11 protein-coding genes are annotated in these 20,562 nt (G+C 73.4%); 3 read left to right on the top strand and 8 right to left on the bottom strand.

What is annotated here, in order from left to right:
- Positions 1-3: 3 nt before the first annotated feature.
- The 3 genes from ACIQFZ_RS02200 to ACIQFZ_RS02190 form a co-directional block, all read right to left on the bottom strand.
- Complete coding sequence (locus ACIQFZ_RS02200; protein WP_402690409.1) at positions 4-3,603, bottom strand: UvrD-helicase domain-containing protein; 3,600 nt, start codon at positions 3,601-3,603, stop codon at positions 4-6.
- Positions 3,604-3,703: 100 nt separating this feature from the next.
- A complete protein-coding gene (locus ACIQFZ_RS02195) occupies positions 3,704-7,231 on the bottom strand; it encodes an ATP-dependent helicase (protein ID WP_402690408.1) in 3,528 nt (1,175 codons plus the stop codon).
- 312 nt (positions 7,232-7,543) lie between these two features.
- Positions 7,544-7,930: an MGMT family protein gene (locus ACIQFZ_RS02190; protein ID WP_402690407.1), complete on the bottom strand. Its 387-nt coding sequence runs from the start codon at positions 7,928-7,930 to the stop codon at positions 7,544-7,546.
- 186 nt (positions 7,931-8,116) lie between these two features.
- On the opposite strand from ACIQFZ_RS02190, the gene ACIQFZ_RS02185 reads away from it, so the two are divergent.
- The 3 genes from ACIQFZ_RS02185 (at position 8,117) to ACIQFZ_RS02175 (ending at position 14,284) form a co-directional block, all read left to right on the top strand.
- Complete coding sequence (locus ACIQFZ_RS02185; RefSeq protein ID WP_402690406.1) at positions 8,117-10,978, top strand: lysylphosphatidylglycerol synthase domain-containing protein; 2,862 nt, start codon at positions 8,117-8,119, stop codon at positions 10,976-10,978.
- Positions 10,979-11,051: 73 nt separating this feature from the next.
- A complete protein-coding gene (locus tag ACIQFZ_RS02180) occupies positions 11,052-12,593 on the top strand; it encodes an alpha/beta hydrolase (protein WP_365424885.1) in 1,542 nt (513 codons plus the stop codon).
- A 152-nt stretch (positions 12,594-12,745) separates the two neighbouring features.
- On the top strand, positions 12,746-14,284 hold the full coding sequence (locus tag ACIQFZ_RS02175) for an alpha/beta hydrolase (RefSeq protein WP_402690405.1): 1,539 nt from the start codon (positions 12,746-12,748) through the stop codon (positions 14,282-14,284).
- Between the two features lie 158 nt (positions 14,285-14,442).
- Here ACIQFZ_RS02175 and moeZ read toward each other — a convergent pair whose 3' ends face one another.
- The 5 genes from moeZ to ACIQFZ_RS02150 all read right to left on the bottom strand — a co-directional run bounded on the left by moeZ (position 14,443) and on the right by ACIQFZ_RS02150 (position 20,558).
- A complete protein-coding gene (gene moeZ / locus ACIQFZ_RS02170) occupies positions 14,443-15,621 on the bottom strand; it encodes an adenylyltransferase/sulfurtransferase MoeZ (protein ID WP_365424889.1) in 1,179 nt (392 codons plus the stop codon).
- A gap of 63 nt (positions 15,622-15,684) precedes the next feature.
- A complete protein-coding gene (locus tag ACIQFZ_RS02165; RefSeq protein WP_365773912.1) occupies positions 15,685-16,434 on the bottom strand; it encodes a spherulation-specific family 4 protein in 750 nt (249 codons plus the stop codon).
- The gene (locus ACIQFZ_RS02160) at positions 16,422-17,384 is read right to left on the bottom strand and encodes an NAD-dependent epimerase/dehydratase family protein (RefSeq protein ID WP_365773911.1); all 963 of its coding nucleotides are present in this window, start codon (positions 17,382-17,384) and stop codon (positions 16,422-16,424) included. The genes ACIQFZ_RS02165 and ACIQFZ_RS02160 overlap by 13 nt, the downstream gene beginning before the upstream one ends.
- A 229-nt stretch (positions 17,385-17,613) precedes the next feature.
- On the bottom strand, positions 17,614-18,822 hold the full coding sequence (locus tag ACIQFZ_RS02155; protein ID WP_376651311.1) for a hypothetical protein: 1,209 nt from the start codon (positions 18,820-18,822) through the stop codon (positions 17,614-17,616).
- Complete coding sequence (locus ACIQFZ_RS02150; RefSeq protein WP_365773908.1) at positions 18,819-20,558, bottom strand: DUF3492 domain-containing protein; 1,740 nt, start codon at positions 20,556-20,558, stop codon at positions 18,819-18,821. Before ACIQFZ_RS02150 ends, ACIQFZ_RS02155 begins: the two co-directional genes overlap by 4 nt.
- Positions 20,559-20,562: the final 4 nt, after the last annotated feature.

Raw genomic sequence — 20,562 nt, 5'->3', positions numbered from 1 at the left:
AGCCTATCGGCCCGCGGTGGCTTCCCGTTCGGGCGGTTCGTCACACCGCTGCTCGGGCTGCGGCTCCTCCGTCAGCAGCCGTTCCAGCTCGGCACGGCCCGGGAGGTCGTCGTGCCGCACCACCTCGCCGGTGCGTACGTAGACGAACGCGGCCGTGACACGGTCCAGGGGGATGCCCCGCTGCTCGGCCCAGCCCAGCCGGTACACGGCGAGCTGGAGCGGGTCCGCCGTGCGGGAGCGGAGCGTCTTCCAGTCCACGATCTCGTACGTCGCCCGCTCGCCGTCGCCCTCCTTGTAGACGGCGTCGATCCGGCCCCGGACGACACGGCCGGCGAGGGCGAGCTGGAAGGGCGCTTCGACGCGGTGGGGCGTGCGGCGGGCGTACGGGGTGCGTTCGAAGGCCTCCTTGAGGGCTTCGAGGTCGCGTTCGTCGGCGATCTCGGCGTCGCCACCGGGCAGTTCCCCGGGCTCCAGCATGGGCAGCGTCAGCTCTTCGAAGCGGGATTCCACCCAGGCGTGGAAGCGGGTGCCACGGCGTGCGGCCGGTTGCGGGGGGCGCGGCATGGGGCGCGCGAGTTCCCGCGCGAACCCGTCGGGGTCGGCGGCCAGGTGCAGCAGCTGCGACGCGGTCAGGGTCGTCGGTAGCGGTACGTCGGTGACGCTCTGCCGGGCGCGCCGGAGTTCTCCGGTCAGCGCTTCGAGGTCCCGGTCCCAGGAGGCGACCATGCGGGCCTCCTCCGGGACGAGGGGGCTGGATCCGGGTGCACGGTCCGGGTCGGGGCGCTCCGAGTGCTCGCGTGCGGGCGGGGGCGCGGGGTGGTGGTCGGGCGGGGGCGCCTGGTGCGGGACGGTCGGACGGTCGCCGCTCCAGGAGTCCCAGTCGTCGGTGTCCCCCTCGAAGGGGTTGTCGTCTTCGAAGAGGTCGTCCTCTCCGAAGGGGTCCTCCTCGCCGAAGGGCGGCTCGTCGTCGTACGGAGGCGCGTCGTCGCGCGGAAGTGCCTCGTCGTGTGGAAGTGCGTCGTCCTGCGGTGCCGCGGGCCAGTCGGGGTCGTCGTGGGACGTGGGGTCGTGCGTGGCCTCCGGGTGGCCGTCAGCGCCGGTGGCGAGGTCCTCCAGGTGGGCGAGGACGATCGCGGCGGCCTCACGGCGGCGGGCCAGGGCGGCCTCGTCCAGCGGCAGGGGCCACACCTGGTCGGCGGTGGCCCGGTGCAGGGCCGGGTTCTCCTCGTCCTCACCGGGCTCGTCCGCCCAGGCCTCGATCTCACCGTGGCCGGCGGCGCAGTGGTCGTACAGGGCCTGAAGGAACGCGGACGGGCCGCGGGGCCGCTTCTGGCTCGGGCCCCACCAGTGGCCGGAGCCGAGGAGCAGGGAGCGGGGGCGGGTGAAGGTGACGTATCCGAGGCGGAGTTCCTCGGTGTGCTGGTGGTCCTTCATAGCCTCGTGGAAGGCCTTCATGCCGCGCGCGTCCCAGCCGTCGATGTCGGGGAGGGTGTCGGCGTCGCCGCGCAGGGCGTGCGGCAGCACCTTGCCCTGGCTGGTCCACTTCTCCCGGCCCTGCCCGCTGGGGAAGGTGCCGGTGACCAGGCCGGGGACGGCGACAACGTCCCACTCCAGGCCCTTGGACCTGTGCGCGGTGAGCACCTTGACGGTGTTCTCGCCGCCGGGCAGCGCGTTGTCGAGGCCCTTCTCGTACTGGGCGGCGGTGCGCAGGAAGCCGAGGAAGGCCAGCAGGCTCGCCTCGCTCTCGTTCGCGGCGAAGGAGGCGGCGATGTCCAGGAAGTTCGCCAGGGTCTCGCGGCGGCGGGCGGCCAGGGCGTGCGGGGAGGCCGACAGCTCCACCTCCAGACCAGTGACGGCCAGGACGCGGTGCAGGACGTCCATCAGCGGGTCGGACAGCGAACGCCGCAGGTCGCGCAGTTCGGCGGCGAGCCTGGCGAACCGCACGCGCGCGTCCGGGGAGAACGGCAGCCGGTCGTCGTCCCGGGCACCGTCCAGGGGCGTTTCGAGGAAGGTGTCGAGGGCGTCCGCGAGCGAGATCACCTCGGCCGGGTCGACGCCCTCGACGGCCTCGGCGAGCCGGCTGTCGGGGTCGTCGGCGGCGTCCACGCGCGCGTGGGCGACGAGCAGCCTCGCCCGGCGGCCCAGGAGCGCGAGGTCGCGCGGGCCGATGCGCCAGCGCGGGCCGGTCAGCAGCCGTACCAGCGCGGCGTTGGCGCCGGGGTCCTGAAGGACCTCGCAGACGGCGACGAGGTCGGCGACCTCGGGCAGGTGCAGCAGCCCGGACAGGCCGACCACCTCGACCGGGACGTCACGGGCGACCAGGGCACCCTGGATCTCGGCGAAGTCGCCCGCCGTACGGCACAGGACGGCGATCTCGCCGGGTGCCGTCCCGGTCCCCACGAGGTGGGCGATCGAGTCGGCGACCCAGTCGATCTCCTCGGCGTGGGTGGGCAGCAGTGCGCAGCGCACCAGGCCGTCACGTTCCGCGCCGGGGGCCGGGCGCAGGGCCTCCACGCCCGCGTGCATGGCGCGCAGGGGTTCGGCGAGGCCGTTGGCGAGGTCGAGGAGGCGGCCGCCGCTGCGGCGATTCTCGCTGAGGGCCTGGCGGGTGGCGGGGGGGCCGTCGGCGTGCGCGAAGTGCTCGGGGAAGTCGTCGAGGTTGGCGACGGAGGCGCCGCGCCAGCCGTAGATCGCCTGGCAGGGGTCGCCGACGGCGGTGACGGGGTGGCCGGTGCCGTCGCCGAAGAGGCCGGCCAGCAGGATGCGCTGGGCTACGGAGGTGTCCTGGTACTCGTCGAGCAGGACCACCCGGAACTCCTCGCGCAGGACGCGACCGACCTCCGGCAGGCGGGCGAGCCGTGCGGCCAGGGCGATCTGGTCGCCGAAGTCGAGCAGATCGCGCTCGCGTTTGGCGGCCCGGTAGCGGAGCACCAGCTCGGCCAGTTCCCGGCGGGCGGCGGCCGTCTCCGGGACCTTGCGCAGGTCGGCGTTGGTGAGCTTGGCGCCTTCCAGGGAGCGCAGCAGCCCGGCGTCCCAGGCGCTCAGGTCCTCCGGGCGTACGAGGTGTTCGGCGAGCTCGGCGTCGAGGGCCAGGAGGTCGCTCACCAGGTCCGGGAAGGAGCGGGCCAGCGCCGGGTAGGGGCCGGGTGCCTCGCGCAGCACGCGCGCGGCGAGCTGGTAGCGGGTGGCGTCGGCGAGCAGGCGGGCGGTGGGTTCGAGCCCGATGCGCAGTCCGTGGTCCTTCAGGAGACGGCCGGCGAAGGCGTGGTAGGTGGAGATCAGCGGCTCACCCGGCGGGTTGTCGGGGTCGATGGCCTCGGGGTCGGTGACGCCGGCCCTGATCAGGGCCTTGCGGACGCGTTCGGCGAGTTCGCCGGCGGCCTTGTTGGTGAAGGTCAGCCCGAGGACCTGCTCGGGGGCGACCTGCCCGGTGCCGACCAGCCACACCACGCGGGCCGCCATCACGGTCGTCTTGCCGGAGCCGGCGCCGGCCACGATCACCTGCGGGGCCGGCGGCGCGATGATGCAGGCCGTCTGCTCCGGGGTGAACGGAATCCCGAGGAGCTCCTTGAGCTGCTCGGGATCGGTGATACGGGCGGGCACCTCACAGAGGCTAGCGGCGGGCACTGACAATCCGTGCCAGATGGCCGCCAAGGTCGAAAGACGCGCAGGTCAGCACGGGTGGTGCCGTTCGTCACGCGGCTCACTCGACGATGTGGCGCCCCTCCGGCCGCGCGCTGCACGACGCCCGGAAGGCGCAGTGCGCGCAGTGCTGCCCGGCCGTCGGCGTGAACCGCTCGTCAAGAACCTTCCCGGCGGCGGTGGCCAGCAGCTCGCCGGCCCATTCCCCCTCCAGCGGCTCCTGGGTCTGCACCTTGGGCAGGCCGTCGCCGCCGTCCCGTTTGGCCGCGCCCTGGCGCAGCTGGACCAGCTCGGCGCCGCCCGGCTCGGGGCGTTCCCCGTCGAAGACCCCGTCGACGGCGCCCTCGCGGACGGCGAGCTGGTAGACGGCCAGCTGCGGATGGCGGGCCACCTCGGCCCCGGTGGGCGCCTGCTTGCCGGTCTTGAAGTCGACGACGTAGGCACGTCCCTCGGAGTCGGCCTCCACCCGGTCCATGGAGCCGCGGATGCGCACCTGGTAGCCGCCCGCTTCCAGGGTCAGGTCGAAGTCGTGCTCGCCGGCCACCGGGGTGCGGCCGGCGCGCTCCAGGACGTGCCAGTTCAGGAAGCGCTCCAGCGCCACGCGCGCGTGCTCCTTCTCCTGCGCCGACTTCCACGGCGCGTCGAAGGCGAGCGCGTTCCACACCGTCTCCAGGCGTTCCATGAGGACCGCGAGGTCGGCGGGGCTGCGCCCGGAGGCGACCTCGTCGGCGAGGACGTGCACCACGTTGCCGAAGCCCTGGGCGGCGGTCGCGGGGGCGTCGGCCTTGACCTCGCGGCTGAGGAACCACTGGAGGGCGCAGGTGTTGGCGAGCTGGTCGAGGGCGCTGCCGGACAGCGCCACGGGCTGGTCGCGGTCGCGCAGCGGCACCTTGCTCTCGGTCGGGTCGGCCATGCCCCACCAGCGGTAGGGGTGGGCCGCGGGCACCAGCGGACGGCCCTCGTCGTCGGCGAGCGCGGCCAGCCGGGCCAGCCGGTGCGCGGCGGCCTGCCGGAGGGGGGCGGAGGCGCGCGGGTCGACGGTCGTGGCACGCAGCTCGGCGACGAGTGCCGCGACCGACAGCGGGCGGCGCGGGCGGGAGGTGACGTCTCTGGGTTCGACACCGAGTTCGGTGAGGAAGCGGGAGGGCTGGTCGCCGTCGTCCGCGGGGGCCTTCACCGCGGTCACCACGAGGCGTTCACGCGCGCGCGTGGCGGCCACGTAGAACAGCCGCCGCTCCTCCGCGAGGAGCGCGCCGGGGGTGAGCGGGGCGGCGAGTCCGTCGCGGCCGATGCGGTCGGCCTCCAGCAGGGAGCCGCGGCGCCGCAGGTCCGGCCACAGGCCTTCCTGGACGCCCGCGACGACGACCAGGCGCCACTGCAGGCCCTTGGAGCGGTGCGCCGTCATCAGCCGGACGGCGTCGGGGCGCACGGCGCGCCGGGTGAGCGTGTCGGCGGCGATGTCCTCGGCCTCGATCTCGGCCAGGAAGTTCAGGGCGCCCAGGCCGCCGGTGCGCTCCTCCGCGCGGGCGGCGGTCGCGAACAGCGCGCACACGGCGTCGAGGTCGCGGTCCGCGTTGCGGCCCGCCGCGCCGCCGCGCCGGGCCGCCCGTGCCAGGCGGGACGGCCACGGTGTGCCGTCCCACAGGTCCCACAACGCCTCCTCGGCGGTCCCTCCGCCCGCCAGGCGTTCCCGTGCCTTCCTGAGCAGCGCGCCGAGGCGCTGGGCGCCACGCGCGTACGTGGGGTCGTGAGCGACCAGACGCTCGGGTTCCGCAAGCGCCCTCGCGAGCAGCTCGTCCGAGGGCGCTGGCAGCGGGTTGCCTGCGGCGCGTTCCTCCTCGCGCAGGGCGCGGCCCAGGCGGCGCAGGTCGGCGGCGTCCATGCCCGCCAGCGGCGAGGCGAGGAGGGTGAGCGCGGTCTCGGTGTCCAGCCAGCAGGCGTCCGCCTCCGGATCCGCTTCGGGCCGCTCCGGGGCCGGCGCTACGGCGGCCTGCTCTCCGGTGACAAAGGCCCCTTCTCCACTGCCAGCAGCCTGCTCCCCGGTGACGGCGGCCTGCTCCCCGCTGCCGACAGCCTGCTCCCCGATACTTGCGGCCGGCCCATCGGCGTCGGCCGCCTCCTCGGCGACCCCTTCCTCCGATTCCCCCGCTCCCCCCGCTTCCCCTGCTCTCTCCGTTTTCTCCGAGCGCCGCATCGTCTCCGCGGTCGCCACCGCCCGCAGCGCCGTCAGCAGCGGCGCCACCGCCGGTTCATGGCGCAGCGGCAAGTCGTCGCCGTCGACGTCCAGGGGCACTCCGGCTGCCGTCAGGGCGCGGCGGAGGCCCGGGATGGAGCGGGCGCCGGCACGTACCAGGACAGCCATCTCGCTCCACGGGACGCCGTCCTCCAGGTGCGCCCGGCGCAGGATGTCGGCGATGTTGTCCACCTCGGTGCCCGCCGTCGGGTACGTGTGGACCTCGACGCGGCCGCCGTCGCGCACCGGGGTGAGCTCGCGGTGGGCGCGGACCTTGTCGGCGGGCAGGCGGGTGAGCGGCATCCGCCGGGTCAGCAGCCGGGTCGCGGCCAGCAGGGCGGCGCCCGAGCGCCGGGAGGTGCGCAGGACCCGCACGGGCGCCGGAGTGCCGTCCGCGCGCGGGAACGTCTGCGGGAACTGGAGGATGCCGTTCACGTCCGCGCCCCGGAACGCGTAGATCGACTGGTCGGGGTCGCCGAAGGCGAGCAGAGTGCGGCCGTCTCCAGCCAGCGCGCGCAGCAGCCGTACCTGGGCGGGATCGGTGTCCTGGTACTCGTCGACGTAGACCGCGTCATACCGCGCGGCGAGCTGTTCGGCGACCTCGGGGCGGCGGGCGAGGAGTACCGCGCGGTGGACCAGTTCGGCGTAGTCGAGGACGCCCCGCAGGTCGAGGACGTCGAGGTACTCGGCCAGGAAGGCTGCCGCGGCCTGCCAGTCGGGGCGGCCGATACGGCGGGCGAAGTCGGCCAGGGCGTCGGGGCCGAGGCCCAGCTCGCGGCTGCGGGCGAGGACCGCGCGGACCTCGTCGGCGAAGCCTCGGGTGGTCAGGCAGGCGCGCAGCTCGTCCGGCCAGCGCACGTGCGCCAGGCCCAGCCGCTCCAGGTCGACCTGGCCGGCCAGCAGCGAGCGGACGGCCACGTCCTGCTCGGGTCCGGACAACAGCCGCATCGGCTCGACGAACAGTTCGCCGGCCTGGTGGGCGCGGACCAGGGCGTAGCAGAACGAGTGGAAGGTGGTCGCCTGCGGGACGTGGGCCGCGCCGGTGCGCAGCGCCATGCGATCGCGCACGTCGACGGCGGCCCTGCGGCTGAACGTGAGCACCAGGATCCGCTCAGGGTCCTGGCCGCGGGCGATCCGGGCGGCCACGGACTCGACCAGCGTGGTGGTCTTGCCGGTGCCCGGACCTGCGAGGACGAGCAGCGGACCGGCCCGGTGGTCAACCACGGAGCGCTGTGCGGCGTCCAGACGAGGGGGATCCGGTCTGGTCGGCGGGGTACGCACCAGCCGGTAGGCGCCACGGTCCCCCTGCCGCACCCGGGGGTGCGGCAGGCGCCTGGTGGAGGAAGAGGAGCTCACGTGGTTCGCCGGTCCTGGTGGGTGTGCTGGGGTCTGTCACGGCCGGCGCGCAGCGCCGTCGTCGCGGGGACGGACGGCCGGAGGGGTGGGGCGGTGGCCGCTGGGGTGAGGGGGACACGCGGAGCCGACGCTACGCCGCGGCCGGGCGCGGAAGGAGGGCTTCGCCTTCTTCCCCTGCTTCTCCCGGTCCTCCCTCGGCACCGCCGTCACGTGTGTCCCTCGAACCACGAACGTACGGCATGCCACGGACGTGCCTCGATTCCCCCGTACGGGCCATGGGCTCCCCACAGGCCCCTCGAATGGCGGAAGCTGTCAGGTGTGACCCTGCGCACGTTCGCCGCCGTCCCACCGGGCCCGTCTCATGTCGAGGCGGGGCAGGTGGCCCTCGGCCGCCCTGCTCGCCTCCTTCAGGGGTGTGCCCTCCGTGCGGTAGTGGGCGAGAGCACGCAGTTCGTGGCCCGGGAGCAGGAGCCCGTCGGCGCGTACGACCCGCCACCACGGGACGGCGCCGCCGTACAGGGCCATCACGCGGCCCACCTGGCGGGGACCTCCCCGCTCCAGCCACTCGGCGACGTCGCCGTACGTCATGACGCACCCGGGCGGGATCATCTCGGCGACCTCCAGGACCCGCTCGGCGTACTCGGGCAGCGCGTCGGGGTGCTCGGGGCGGCCGTCGTCCGAAGTGCTCACTTCGCTCATCCGTCCCATCCTGCCCCACCCCACCGACAGCGGACCGTGCCGCGTTCGGGGCGTGGCCCTCGCTACCGGGCGGCGCCTCGGGCAGACTGTGCGGCCCCGCATATGCACCCTGATGCCTCTGTGTGCCGGTGGGACATGCCACCATCGTGCGGGCGGTGACCGGTGATACGAGACCAAGAAGAGACTATGAAGCAGCAGGGCGTGCACCCCGATGACGCGGAGGGCACCTCTGGAGTTTCGTCGCGCCCCGGCACCGGCGGCACGGACGCTCGGAGGGCGGGGGGCACGGGCTCTCCGAAGGCCGGTGACACGGACGCTCCGAAGGCCGGCAGGAAGCCCGCGGAGGAGGACGTCGTGACGCACGCCGACGAACTCGAGGGCGACGAGCCGCTGCTCCCCGCGCGCGTGCACCGTCCCTCCGACCTGATGCGGCTGCTGGTGGGCGTGCTCGCCATCGTCGTACTGCTGGCGATCGCCGGGTTCGCGCACGGCACCACCTCGGGCCTCGAACAGGACATCAACAAGGGCACCGGCCAGGCCCCCGACCTGCTCATCAAGATCGCCGGGCTGGCGTCCAGCATCGCGATCCTGCTGGTCCCGGTCGCCTTCGCGATCGAGCGGCTGATCAAACGGGACGGGCTGCGGATCGCCGACGGCGTGCTCGCGGCCGTCCTCGCGCACGGGGTGACGCTCGCCACCGACCTGTGGGTCGCCAAGGGCGCCCCGCACTCGATCCAGGACGCGCTCACCCAGCCCTCCCCCGGCAACGTCCACGCACTCACCGATCCGGTGCACGGCTACCTCGCCCCCGTCATCGCGTACATGACGGCGGTCGGCATGTCCCGCCGGCCGCGCTGGCGCGCGGTGCTGTGGATCGTGCTGCTGCTAGACGCCTTCTCGATGCTGGTCACCGGGTACACCACGCCGTTCTCGATCATCCTGACGGTGCTGATCGGCTGGACCATCGCCTACGGCACCCTGTACGCGGTCGGCTCACCGAACGTCCGCCCCACGGGACGAACCCTGGTGGCAGGCCTGCGGACCGTCGGCTTCCACCCGGTCAGCGCGGCCCGCGAGGAGGCAGCCGATACCGCGGACAGCGGCGACCGCGGCCGGCGCTACTTCGTCACCCTGGAGGACGGACCACCGCTGGACGTCACGGTCGTCGACCGCGAGCAGCAGGCACAGGGCTTCTTCTACCGCGTGTGGCGCAACCTCACGCTGCGCGGTTTCGCCACCCGCCGCAGCCTGCAGTCGCTGCGCCAGGCCCTGGAGCAGGAGGCCCTCCTCGCCTACGCGGCCATCGCGGCCGGCGCCAACGCGCCCAAGCTGATCGCGACCTCCGAACTCGGCCCCGACGCCGTGATGCTCGTCTACGAGCACACCGGCGGGCGCACGCTCGACTCGCTGGCGGACGAGGAGATCACCGACGAACTGCTGCACCACACCTGGCAGCAGGTGCGGGCCTTGCAGTCACGGCGCATCGCACACCGCAGGCTGGCCGGTGACGCGATCCTGGTGGATCGTTCCCGCAAGGTGATCCTCACCGACCTGCGCGGCGGCGAGATCGCGGCCGGTGATCTGCTGCTGCGCATGGACATCGCCCAACTGCTGACGACGCTCGGCCTGCGGGTGGGCGCGGAGCGCTCCGTGGCCTCCGCGGTCGGCGTCCTGGGCCCCGACGCGGTCGCCGACTGTCTGCCCATGCTCCAGCCCATCGCGCTGACGCGCTCCACGCGCGCGACGTTGCGCAGGCTGGCCCGGGAGCGGGCGCAGCGGGAACGCGAGGCGGTGCTCGAGTCGTCCCGGCAGGCCAAGCAGGCCCGCCTGGAGCAGGCCGCCCAGGACAGTGGTGGCACCGGCGACACCGCCACGGTCGACCTGGAAAAAACAGAGAAGACAGAGAAGACAGAGAAGCCGGAAAAAGCAGGAAAGCCGGAAAAGCCGGAGAGGCCCGACAAGAAGGACAAGAAGGCCGAGCGTGCCGAGGCGCGGGCGGAGAAGCGGGCCATCGGCGAGGCCCTGGAGGAGGCCCGCGAAGAGGATCTGCTCACCCAGATCCGCCACCAGGTGCTGCGGATCAGGCCGCAGGCGCCGGTCGAGCCGGCCCGGCTGGAGCGGGTCCGGCCCCGCACGCTGATCAGTTTCATCGCGGGTGCCATCGGCGCCTACTACCTGCTGACCCAGCTCACGCACATCGAGTTCGGCACGCTCTTCGCCCACGCCCAGTGGGGCTGGGTGATCGCGGCGGTGCTCTTCTCGGCGCTCAGCTATGTCGCCGCCGCCATGGCGCTGCTGGGCTTCGTACCGGAGCGCGTCCCGTTCGTACGGACGGTGGCGGCGCAGGTCGCCGGCTCGTTCGTGAAGATCGTGGCACCGGCCGCGGTCGGCGGCGTGGCCCTGAACACGCGCTTCCTGCAACGCGCGGGCGTGCGCCCGGGGCTCGCGGTGGCCAGTGTCGGCGCCTCGCAGCTGTTCGGGCTCGGCTGCCACATCCTGATGCTGCTGTCCTTCGGTTATCTGACCGGCACCGAGAAGACGCCGTCCCTGTCGCCGTCCCGGACGGTCATCGCGGGCCTGCTGACGGTCGCGGTGCTCGTGCTGGTGGTCACCTCGGTGCCGTTTCTGCGGAAGTTCGTCGTCACGCGCGTGCGTTCGCTCTTCGCGGGTGTCGTGCCGCGCATGCTGGACGTGCTCCAGCGGCCGCAGAAGCTGGTGACCGGCATCGGCGGCATGCTGCTGCTGACGTTCTGCTTCGTGATGTGCCTGGACGCCTCGATCCGGGCCTTCGGCGACCAGTCGACCTCTCTCAGCATCGCCAGCGTCGCCGTCGTCTTCCTCGCCGGCAACGCGCTCGGCTCGGCCGCGCCGACCCCGGGCGGCGTGGGCGCGGTCGAGGCCACCCTCACGGTCGGCCTGATCGCGGTGGGCCTGCCGAAGGAAGTGGCCGCGCCCGCGGTGCTGATGTTCCGGCTGCTGACGCTGTGGCTGCCGGTCCTGCCCGGCTGGCTGGCCTTCAACCACCTGTCCCGCAAGGGCGCCCTGTAGGGACGGCGGCCGCGCGTACTCCGAACGGCCCGCGTCCCGCGCGGGTGGCCGCCGGCGGTATGAGGATGGGGGCATGCACAAGCGCCACGGGCTGCGCGCCGCCGCCCTGACCACGACCACCGTCCTGCTGAGCGCCCTGACGGCAGGCTGCGGCGGGCTCTCCGTCGGCGGGGGGCCGACGGACCCGGGGCTGGACTGGAAGGACTGCCCGGCGCCGTCCGCGTCGGAGGGCGGCGGGGCCGCACCCTCGCCGCTGCCCAACGGCGGCAAGTGGCAGTGCGCCACCATGAAGGCGCCGCTGGACTGGAGCAAGCCAAAGGGCAACACGATCGACATCGCGCTGATCCGGACGCAGGCGACCGGGCCCGGCAAGCGCATCGGCTCGCTGCTCTTCAATTTCGGCGGCCCGGGCGGCTCCGGCATCGCCACGCTGCCCGCGATCGCCCAGGACTACGCCAAGCTGCGCGGCCGCTACGACCTGGTGAGCTTCGACCCGCGCGGGGTGGGGCGCAGCGCCGGCGTGAAATGCAAGACCGACGCACAGCTCGACCAGCACTTCCAGCAGGACGCGGTACCGCAAACCGCCGCCGAACGTGCCACGTTCGTGAACAACACCAAGCAGTTCAACGCCGGCTGCGAGAAGAACTCCGGGAAGATCCTGCCGCATGTGCGCACCACCGACGCCGCCCGCGACATTGACCTGATCCGCCAGGTCCTCGGCGACGCCAAGCTGCACTACTTCGGCATCTCCTACGGAACCGAACTCGGCGGCGTGTACGCGCATCTGTTCCCCAAGCACGTGGGCCGCGCCGTCTTCGACGGGGTCGTCGACCCCACCCAGACCCCCGAGCAGACCTCGCTCGGCCAGACCAGGGGCTTCCAGCTCGCCCTCGACAACTTCGCGAAGGACTGCGCCTCGAAGGGCACCAAATGCCCGATCGGCAGCAGCGTCCGGGACGTCGAGGACCGCATCGCCGCTCTGCTCAAGAAGCTCGACACCAATCCGCTCTCCGGCATCTTCCCACGTCGGCTGACGCGGACCGCCGCGACCAACGGCATCGCCCAGGCCCTGTACTCCAAGGAGCTCTGGGCCCCGCTCACCGAGGGGCTCCAGCTGGCCTACGCCGGCAACGGCCAGATCCTGATGCTGCTGTCCGACGCGATGAACGGCCGCAACGCCAACGGCGAGTACAACAACCTCGCCGCCGCGAACACCGCCATCAACTGCGCCGACCAGAAGCAGCGTTACACCCCCGCCTTCGTGGAGCAGAAGCTGCCCGAGTTCCGGGCCGCCTCGCCGGTGTTCGGGGACTTCCTCGCCTGGGGCATGCTCAGCTGCACCCAATGGGCGGTGCCGGGCGCGGCCGCCCACGCCGACGTGAGCGCGCCGGGCTCGGCGCCGATCCTCGTGGTCGGTAACACCGGCGACCCGGCGACTCCGTACGGCGGCGCCAAGAGGATGGCGAACGCGCTGGGCAAGGGCGTCGGCATCGAACTCACCTGGCAGGGCCAGGGGCACGGCGCGTACAACAGCAAGAACCCTTGCGTGCAGAACGCGGTGAACAGCTATCTGCTCGATGGAAAGGTGCCGCCGGCCGGGACGGTCTGCGCGTAGCCGGGCGAAGGGCCGCTACCTCCCCACCTCACACACAAAAGAGCAGGTCAGATGGTTATCCACAGGCTCCCACGAGGGTGGTGGGATCTGCCTACCATGACCTGAACGCTTCCCGCGGCCGATCCGCGGAGAGCCTGTGAGGGGGGAAGCACATGGCGCGTCTGACGCAGTGGGCGGCCGCGGTAGCCGCCGCGGTGCTGCTGGCCGGGTGCGGCGGCGGGCCGGCCGGCCGAAGCGCGGACGACGGAAAGGACCGGTCCGCTCCGGCGCCGGCCGGCACGCCCTCCGCACGGCTGCCCTCCTCGCTCACCTCGCAGCGGCTGGACTGGGGCCGCTGCGCGGCCACGGCCGACTCGCCCGCGCCGGGCGACGAATGGCGGTGCGCGACGCTCAAGGCACCGCTGGACTGGTCCCGGCCGGACGGCGAGACCATCGGCCTCTCCCTCATCCGCGCCAGGGCCACCGCGGAGCGCACCGGTTCCCTGCTGTTCAACTTCGGCGGCCCCGGTGGCTCGGGCGTGGCCGCGCTGCCGTCGTACGCCTCCGAGGTCACCACCCTGCGGCAGCGATACGACCTGGTGAGCTGGGATCCGCGCGGGGTCGGCGGCAGTTCGGGCGTGCGCTGCCGCAGCGACCGGCGGATCCAGGCCTCCGAGGCGATCGACGTGACACCGGACACCGCGGCCGAGGAGCGGGCCTACTTCCAGGACGCGGCCGACTTCGGCCAGGGCTGCCGGAAGGCGGCCGGAGAGCTGCTCGCCCACGTCTCGACGACCGACACCGCCCGGGACATGGACCTGATCCGCCACGTGCTCGGCGACGCCAGGATGCACTACTTCGGCATGTCCTACGGCACCGAACTCGGCGGTGTGTACGCCCACTTGTTCCCGCAGCGCGTCGGGCGGGTGGTGCTGGACGCGGTGGTGGACCCGACCGCGGACTCCGTGGGCCACGCGCTGAACCAGACCAGGGGATTCCAGCGGGCGCTGGACGCCTACCTGAAGTCCACCGGCCAGGATCCGGAACGGGGTTCGCGGAAGATCGCGGATCTGCTGCGGCGAATCGACGCCGAGCCGCTGTCCACGACCTCCTCCGGGCGGAAGCTGACGCAGACGTCGGCGCTCACTGGCATCGCACTGCCGCTCTACAGCAAGAGCGGCTGGCCGGCCCTGACAAGCGCCCTCGCCGTGGCGGAACAGGGCGACGGCTCGGGGCTGCTGTCCCTCGCCGACGCCTACAACGACCGTGACGACTCGGGCCGCTACGGCACGACGACCCACGCCCAACGGGTCATATCGTGCCTGGACGCCAAGCAGCGGCCGACGCCGGAGGAGGCGAGGAAGCTGCTGCCCGAGTTCGAGCGGATCTCGCCGGTGTTCGGCGCCTTCATGGCCTGGGACACGGCCGGCTGGTGCCACGACTGGCCAGTGCCCGGTCAGTACGACACCCCTCAGGTCAGCGCGCCGGGTGCGGCACCGATCCTGCTGATCGGCAACACCGGGGACCCGGCGACCCCCTACGAGGGCGCCCGGAGAATGGCGGACGCACTCGGCAAGGGCGTCGGTGTGGAACTCACCTGGAAGGGAGAGGGACACGGGGCGTACGGCAGCGGAAGCGACTGCGTGGACTCGACGGTGAACGCGTATCTGCTGCACGGCACGGTGCCGAGGGACGGCAAGGTCTGTTCCTGACGACAGCGGGGGCTCCGGGCACCCGGAAACCCGCTGTGGCTGGGGACGGTCGGCGTGAGCGAGTGCCGGCGTCGTGCCGACAGCGACAGAAGCCCACGGCATCCGACCTGGTCAGAGCCGTGGGCTTCGTCAGGCTCGCTGGTCGACGAAACCGGCGATCAGTAGATCGGCTTGTCCGGCTCGATCTGGTTGACCCAGCCGATCACGCCGCCGCCGACGTGCACGGCGTCCGCGAAGCCCGCGGACTTCAGCACGGCGAGGACTTCCGCACTGCGGACACCCGTCTTGCAGTTCAGGACGATCTTCTTGTCCTGCGGGAGGCTCTCCAGGGCAGAGCCCATGAGGAACTCGTTCTTCGGGATCAGCCGGGCGCCCGGGATGGAGACGATCTCGAACTCGTTCGGCTCGCGGACGTCGATGATTTCGATGTTCTCACCGTCGTCGATCCACTCCTTGAGCTGCTTGGGAGTGATCGTCGAGTCGGCGGCCGCCGCCTGGGCCTCCTCGGAGACGACGCCGCAGAAGGCCTCGTAGTCGATGAGTTCGGTGACGGTCGGGTTCTTGCCGCAGACCGCGCAGTCGGGGTCCTTGCGGACCTTGACCTGGCGGTACTGCATCTCCAGGGCGTCGTAGATCATCAGGCGTCCGACCAGCGGCTCGCCGATGCCCGTCAGGAGCTTGATGGCCTCGTTGGCCTGGATGGAGCCGATGGACGCGCACAGCACGCCCAGGACGCCACCCTCGGCGCAGGAGGGGACCATGCCGGGCGGCGGCGGCTCCGGGTAGAGGCAGCGGTAGCAGGGGCCGTGCTCGGACCAGAAGACGGAGGCCTGGCCGTCGAAGCGGTAGATCGAACCCCACACGTACGGCTTGTTCAGCAGCACGCAGGCGTCGTTGACCAGGTACCGGGTCGCGAAGTTGTCCGTGCCGTCGACGATCAGGTCGTACTGGCTGAAGATCTCCTTCACGTTGTCGGCCTCGAGCCGCTCCTGGTGAAGGACCACGTCCACGTACGGGTTGATGCCCTTGATGGTGTCGCGCGCCGACTCGGCCTTGGGGCGGCCGATGTCGGACTGGCTGTGGATGACCTGGCGCTGCAGGTTCGACTCGTCCACCTCGTCGAACTCCACGATGCCGAGGGTGCCGACGCCCGCCGCGGCCATGTACATCAGACCCGGCGAACCCAGCCCGCCGGCACCCACAAAGAGCACCTTGGCGTTCTTCAGCCGCTTCTGCCCGTCCATCCCCACGTCGGGGATGATCAGGTGGCGGGAGTACCTGCGGACCTCGTCTACGGTGAGCTCTGGAGCGGGCTCGACCAGGGGTGGCAGCGACACGGGGACTCCGTTGGTCGGTCAAACACTACGGTTGTTCTTCTGGTAACACTGCCACGGCCTTCTTCATTCCGAGACACCTCGTCCGATCCGCGAGACGATTTCGTCCCAGTAACCGGGCATGTCCTCCCAGGGGGCGGCCGTGCCGTCGCGGTCGGAGCGGTCGGTGAACCAGATGGTCGCCGCCCCCTGCCAGCGGGCGATGCGCAGCGCCTCGTCGAGGTGGCCGCGCGGAACGCCGTGCACGAAGTGGCAGAAGCGCTCGGGCGGATAGTCGGCGGTCCACTCCGCGGCCTGCGACCAGCGGTAGTCGCTCCACGGGCCGCGGAAGGTCACCAGTTGGTCGGCGTTCTCGGCGTAGCCGGGGTGCGGGTGGGTGCCGTGGCCGAGGACGATATGGGCATCGTCACGCACGGCCCGCAGCGCGCCGATCGTACGGCGGACCTCGGGCAGCCCGGCGCGGTCGGCGGGGCAGCGGTCCAGCAGGAAGCCGTCGGCCCGGTACCACTCGAGGTACCGCCGCGCTTCGGAGATCAGCTCGGTGGAGGACCGGGCGCCGTGCCCGGCGTCGAGGTGGCCGAGGACGCGGACGCCCGCGTTGCGCAGCCGTCCCGCCGCCTCCAGGCAGTGCGGGTCGGGCTGGACGCCGGGGCCGTCGGCGACGTTGAGGACGACCCAGTGCAGGGGCGTGCCGGGCCGGGTGAGTTCGCTCCACTCGGCCGGGGCGAGAAGAGGGTGGGCCCAGCCGGGGACACCGAGTCCGGTGCGCAGTCCGGTGCTCGAGATGCCCACGGGGGTGCTGGTCAGATACGGCATGCCGCCTCCATCCAGATGTCGGCCAGGGACTCTTCGAGGTTGATCCGGGGCCGCCAGCCGAGCCGGTCGCGGGCCGTGCGCACATCGGCCTGCTGCCAGCTGCCGCAGCCGTCGGGGTACGGGTACGCGACCGGGGCGGGGTGGTCCGACTCGGTCCGGGGGTGCCCGATGGCGGCCCTGAGGGGGCCGCCGGGCGGGCCGTCGAGCTCGTGCAGGGCTCCCCCGTATCCGGCGACGCGGGCGAGGATCGCCGCAGCGTCGCGCAGCCGGACGGCGCGGCCCGAGCCGATGTTGATGACGCCCTGGGCGGCCGAGAGGGAGGCGGCGTGGACGGCGCGGGCCACGTCGCGGACGTCGACGAAGTCGCGCTGGACGCCGAGACCGCCGAGTTTGAGGTCGCTGTCGCCGGACTGCATGGCGCGGCGCATGGCCTCGGCGAGCCGGCCGAGCGGCGAGCCGGCCGGGGTGCCGGGTCCGGCGGGCGAGAAGACACGGAGCACGACGGCGTCGAGGCCGGAGCCGAGAACCAGTTCGGTGGCGGCGAGCTTGCTGACGCCGTACGGGCCGCCGGGGCGGGGCACGGCGTCCTCGGCCGTGGAGGAGCCGGGCTGGCTGGGGCCGTACTCGGAGCTGCAGCCGACCTGCACCAGGCGGGCGCCGCAGCCGCTGCGGCGCAGGGCCTCGCAGACGGTGGCGACGGCGACGGTGTTGTGCCGGGTGAGGTCGCGGGCGCCGCCGCGGGTGGCGCCCGCGCAGTTGACGACGACGCCGGGGTGGACCGCGTCCAGGAAGCGGGTGAGCGCTCCGGGGCTGCCGGCCGCGAGGTCGAAGCGGACGTCGGCGTCGTCGCCGCGGCCCAGCGCGGTGAGCTGGACGGCCGGGTCGGCGAGCAGGCGGTCGGCGACGAAGCGGCCGAGGTATCCGCTGGCTCCGATCAGCAGAACCCTCATCGGGCGGCTCCCGGGGTGTGCGCTCCGGTGGCTCCGGATGCTCCGGACGCTCCGGATCGGGCGGTGATCATTTGGTGTTCTCCTTCTGGGCGGTGGTGCGACGGGCTTCGGCGGTGGGCCGGGGGCCTGCGTCGGCTCAAGTGCCTGCGGTCGGCGGGGAAGCGCACACGGGACCCGTGGCTGCGGCCGTACGGGGGCGCGCAGGGGTGACCGGGACCGGCCCCGTCCCTCACGGCTGCCGCTCCGCCAGGGCATGGGCGGAGGCCCGGGTCAGCGTGCGGGTCGCGTGCAGGAGGAGGGCCAGGGCGGCGGCCCCGCAGGCGAGGGCGGGTACGCCACCGGGGCCCCAGGCGGCCACGAGGGTGTCGACCGGGGCGGCGAGGGCGCCGCAGCCGGGGAGGCGGGCGGTGAAGACGATGGCCTGGGCCGCCACTTCGGCCGCGGCCGCGGCGCCGAGGGCGACGGCCGGGGCATGTGTGAAGCCGTGCGTGGTGAGAAGGCGCGCGAGCAGCAGCAGCGCGCCCAGTGTGAGGGCCGGGGCGTAGCCGGCGGGCTCGTCCAGGATCGCGCCGCACACCGCGAGCAGGGCGGCCAGGGCGCACAGGAACAGGCCGAACGCGCCGAGCAGCAGGGGCCGTACGGACGCGGCGAACTCCTCGAGGCCCCGGCTTGCGGTCACCTTGCGCCGGGCTCCCACGGTGAAGAGGTGCGCGGTCCAGGCCGCCGGTCCGCAGGCCAGGGCGAGGGCCAGCACGGGGGCGATGGCCAGGGGCCAGGCCCCGGCCGCGGTGCCGTCGGGCAGTCCGTCGGGCCCGCCGCCGACGGCCGCGCCGAGGAGGCCGTCGCCGAGGAGGGCGTAGCCGAGGAGCCAGCACGTCCACGTGCGGGTGCCGGGCGTGTGCGGGCCTGGGGGCGTACGTTCCTCGGCCCTCAGCGGGCCGCGGCGGAGTACGGCGCGCAGGCCCAGGCCCACGGCCACGACACCGAGCGCGGCGACGCCCAGACGCGTCCGGCCCTCGGTCAGGCGCACTCCGGCCACGGCGGCCGCGCACAGGGCGCCGGGCAGCAGGCCGAACGCGGCCCGGCCGAGGCCCAGCCGGGGTACGGCGACAGTCTCGTGCCGCGGGGGTGTCTCGGCGTCACGGCTGATCCGGGCGTACATCTCCTCGGCGAGGGAGAAGACGTCACGGTGGCGGAAGCGGGCGGCGGTGCGGTCGGTGACGCCGTGCGCCTCCAGGCCCGCGGCGATCTCCAAGGGGTCGACGGCCTGTTCGCACAGCTCGCGGTGACGGTGCATCAGCACCTTGACCGGGTCGGCCGCACCGCGCCGGGAGGGCACGGAGGGGCTCGGGTCGAGGGCGGGCCCGCCGAAACCGCCGACCGGACCGCCCCAGTCGGCCGGGGTGCCGAGGTCGTCTCCTGTTCTCGGACCGCTCATCGGGAAGCCTCCGTGGTGGTCGTGGGGGCCGCGTACCCCGTCGGTGAGCCGGTGGCCCAGCTGGGGCGCGAGCGTGCCGCGACGTGGTCCACGGCCCGGGTCCAGCGGCCGGGCACATGGGCCTCGGCGGGAGCGGCGAACGGAAGGGGCTCACCGGTCTCGTCGAGAACGACGCGCTGGACCGGACAGTGCGAGACGACCTCCAGGTAGATGCCGTGGAAGGCCGCGATGTTCTGCTCGATGGTGAACAGTTCGAGTGCGCGGGCGCGGGCGGCGGCGCCCAGGCGCGCACGGCGCTCGGGGTCGCGCAGCAGGTTCACGCACACCTCGGCGAGCGCCCGCGGATTGCGCGGGGGCACGACCACCCCGGTGCCGCCGACGACCTCGACGACCGCGCCGACGTCCGTGGAGACCGTCGCACGGCCGCAGAGCATGGCCTCGACCAGGCCGAGGGGGAAGCCCTCGACCACGCTCGACAGGACGACCACGGCGCCCGAGGCGTAGGCGTCGGCGAGGGTCGGCACCTCCGGGCCGCCGATCTCCTCGAAGGACACCGGGTTGTGCCCGACCGTGTGCGGGCCCTCGGCCTCGTCGGGGAAGAGCTGGGCGGCGAGCGCCCTGCAGTGACCCAGGTAGGCGGCGCCGTCGGAGCCGGTTCCCGCGCTCACGATCCGCAGCCGTGCCTTCGGTTCCTGCTTGCGCACCTCGGCGAAGGCGTGCAGCAGGGACACCAGGTCCTTGGCCGGCCCGACGCGGCCGACCCACACGAGCGTGTCCGGGTCGGCGGCCTCCGGCGACTCCCCCGCCTCGGCGAAGGGAGCGGCGTCCATGCCGGGGTGGACGGTGCGCAGCTTGGCGCGGTCGGCGCCGCAGCGCTCCTGCCAGCGGCGGGCGTGCGCGTTGCCGTGGGTGACGACGGCGGCCCGCTGGTAGACCTCGGCGGCGAGACTGCCGTGGAAGGCGGCGAGCAGGGCCCGCACGGCCGGGGCGGTCCCGTCGGCGCCGGTGGCGAGGTAGTGCGCGCGCAGTTGTACGCCGTACTCGGTGACCAGCAGGGGCACGCCGGTGAAGTGGCGGGCGAGCAGTCCGGACAGGGCCGCCGTGCCGCCGGCCGCCGCGTGGCAGAGGTCGGTGGCGCCGAGGCCGTCGTCCTCGTACCAGTCGAGCGACAGCGGGCTCAGCGCCTGCCGCAGGTGCGCGGCGACCGCGAGCAGATCGGGGACGCGGGCCTCGCGCGCCGCCCGCGGTGCGCGAGGCCCGCGGCAGGCGTGTTCCAGCGCGCGGACGGCGACTTCCGAGCGCAGGGCGCCCGCCAGGCCGCCCTCGTCGCGGGCGAGTTCGGCGAGGCCGTACAGCGCGCTGCTGAAACGGTCCGCCTCAATTCCGGCACCGCCGGTGGCCGCCGCCGTGCCGGGCTCGCCGACCTCGCGCAGATCGCCGCCGCTCGCCGCGACCAGCGCCGACGCCAACTCCCCGTAGCACTCGGCGAAGCGCCGGCGCGCGCGCCGTCCGTACACGGCCCCGTCGTCCTCGGCCGCCCACGGGGACGCGGTGCGGACCCGGACGACCTGTGGCGGCAGCGGCACCCAGCCCTCGTCCTCCTGCTGCCGGCTGCGGCTGAGCGCGTAGAGGTCGAACTCGTGCCGTTCGAGCCCGCGCACGAGCCGTTCGCACCAGAGTCCGGCGTCACTGCTCACATACGGATAGCAACCCTCCGTCACCAGTCCGATGCGCACGCGT

This window comes from Streptomyces sp. NPDC093064, from assembly GCF_044754605.1.
GTDB lineage: Bacteria > Actinomycetota > Actinomycetes > Streptomycetales > Streptomycetaceae > Streptomyces.
Note: the sequence above shows the minus strand (reverse complement) of the source record. Positions and strands in the feature narration are given on the sequence as shown.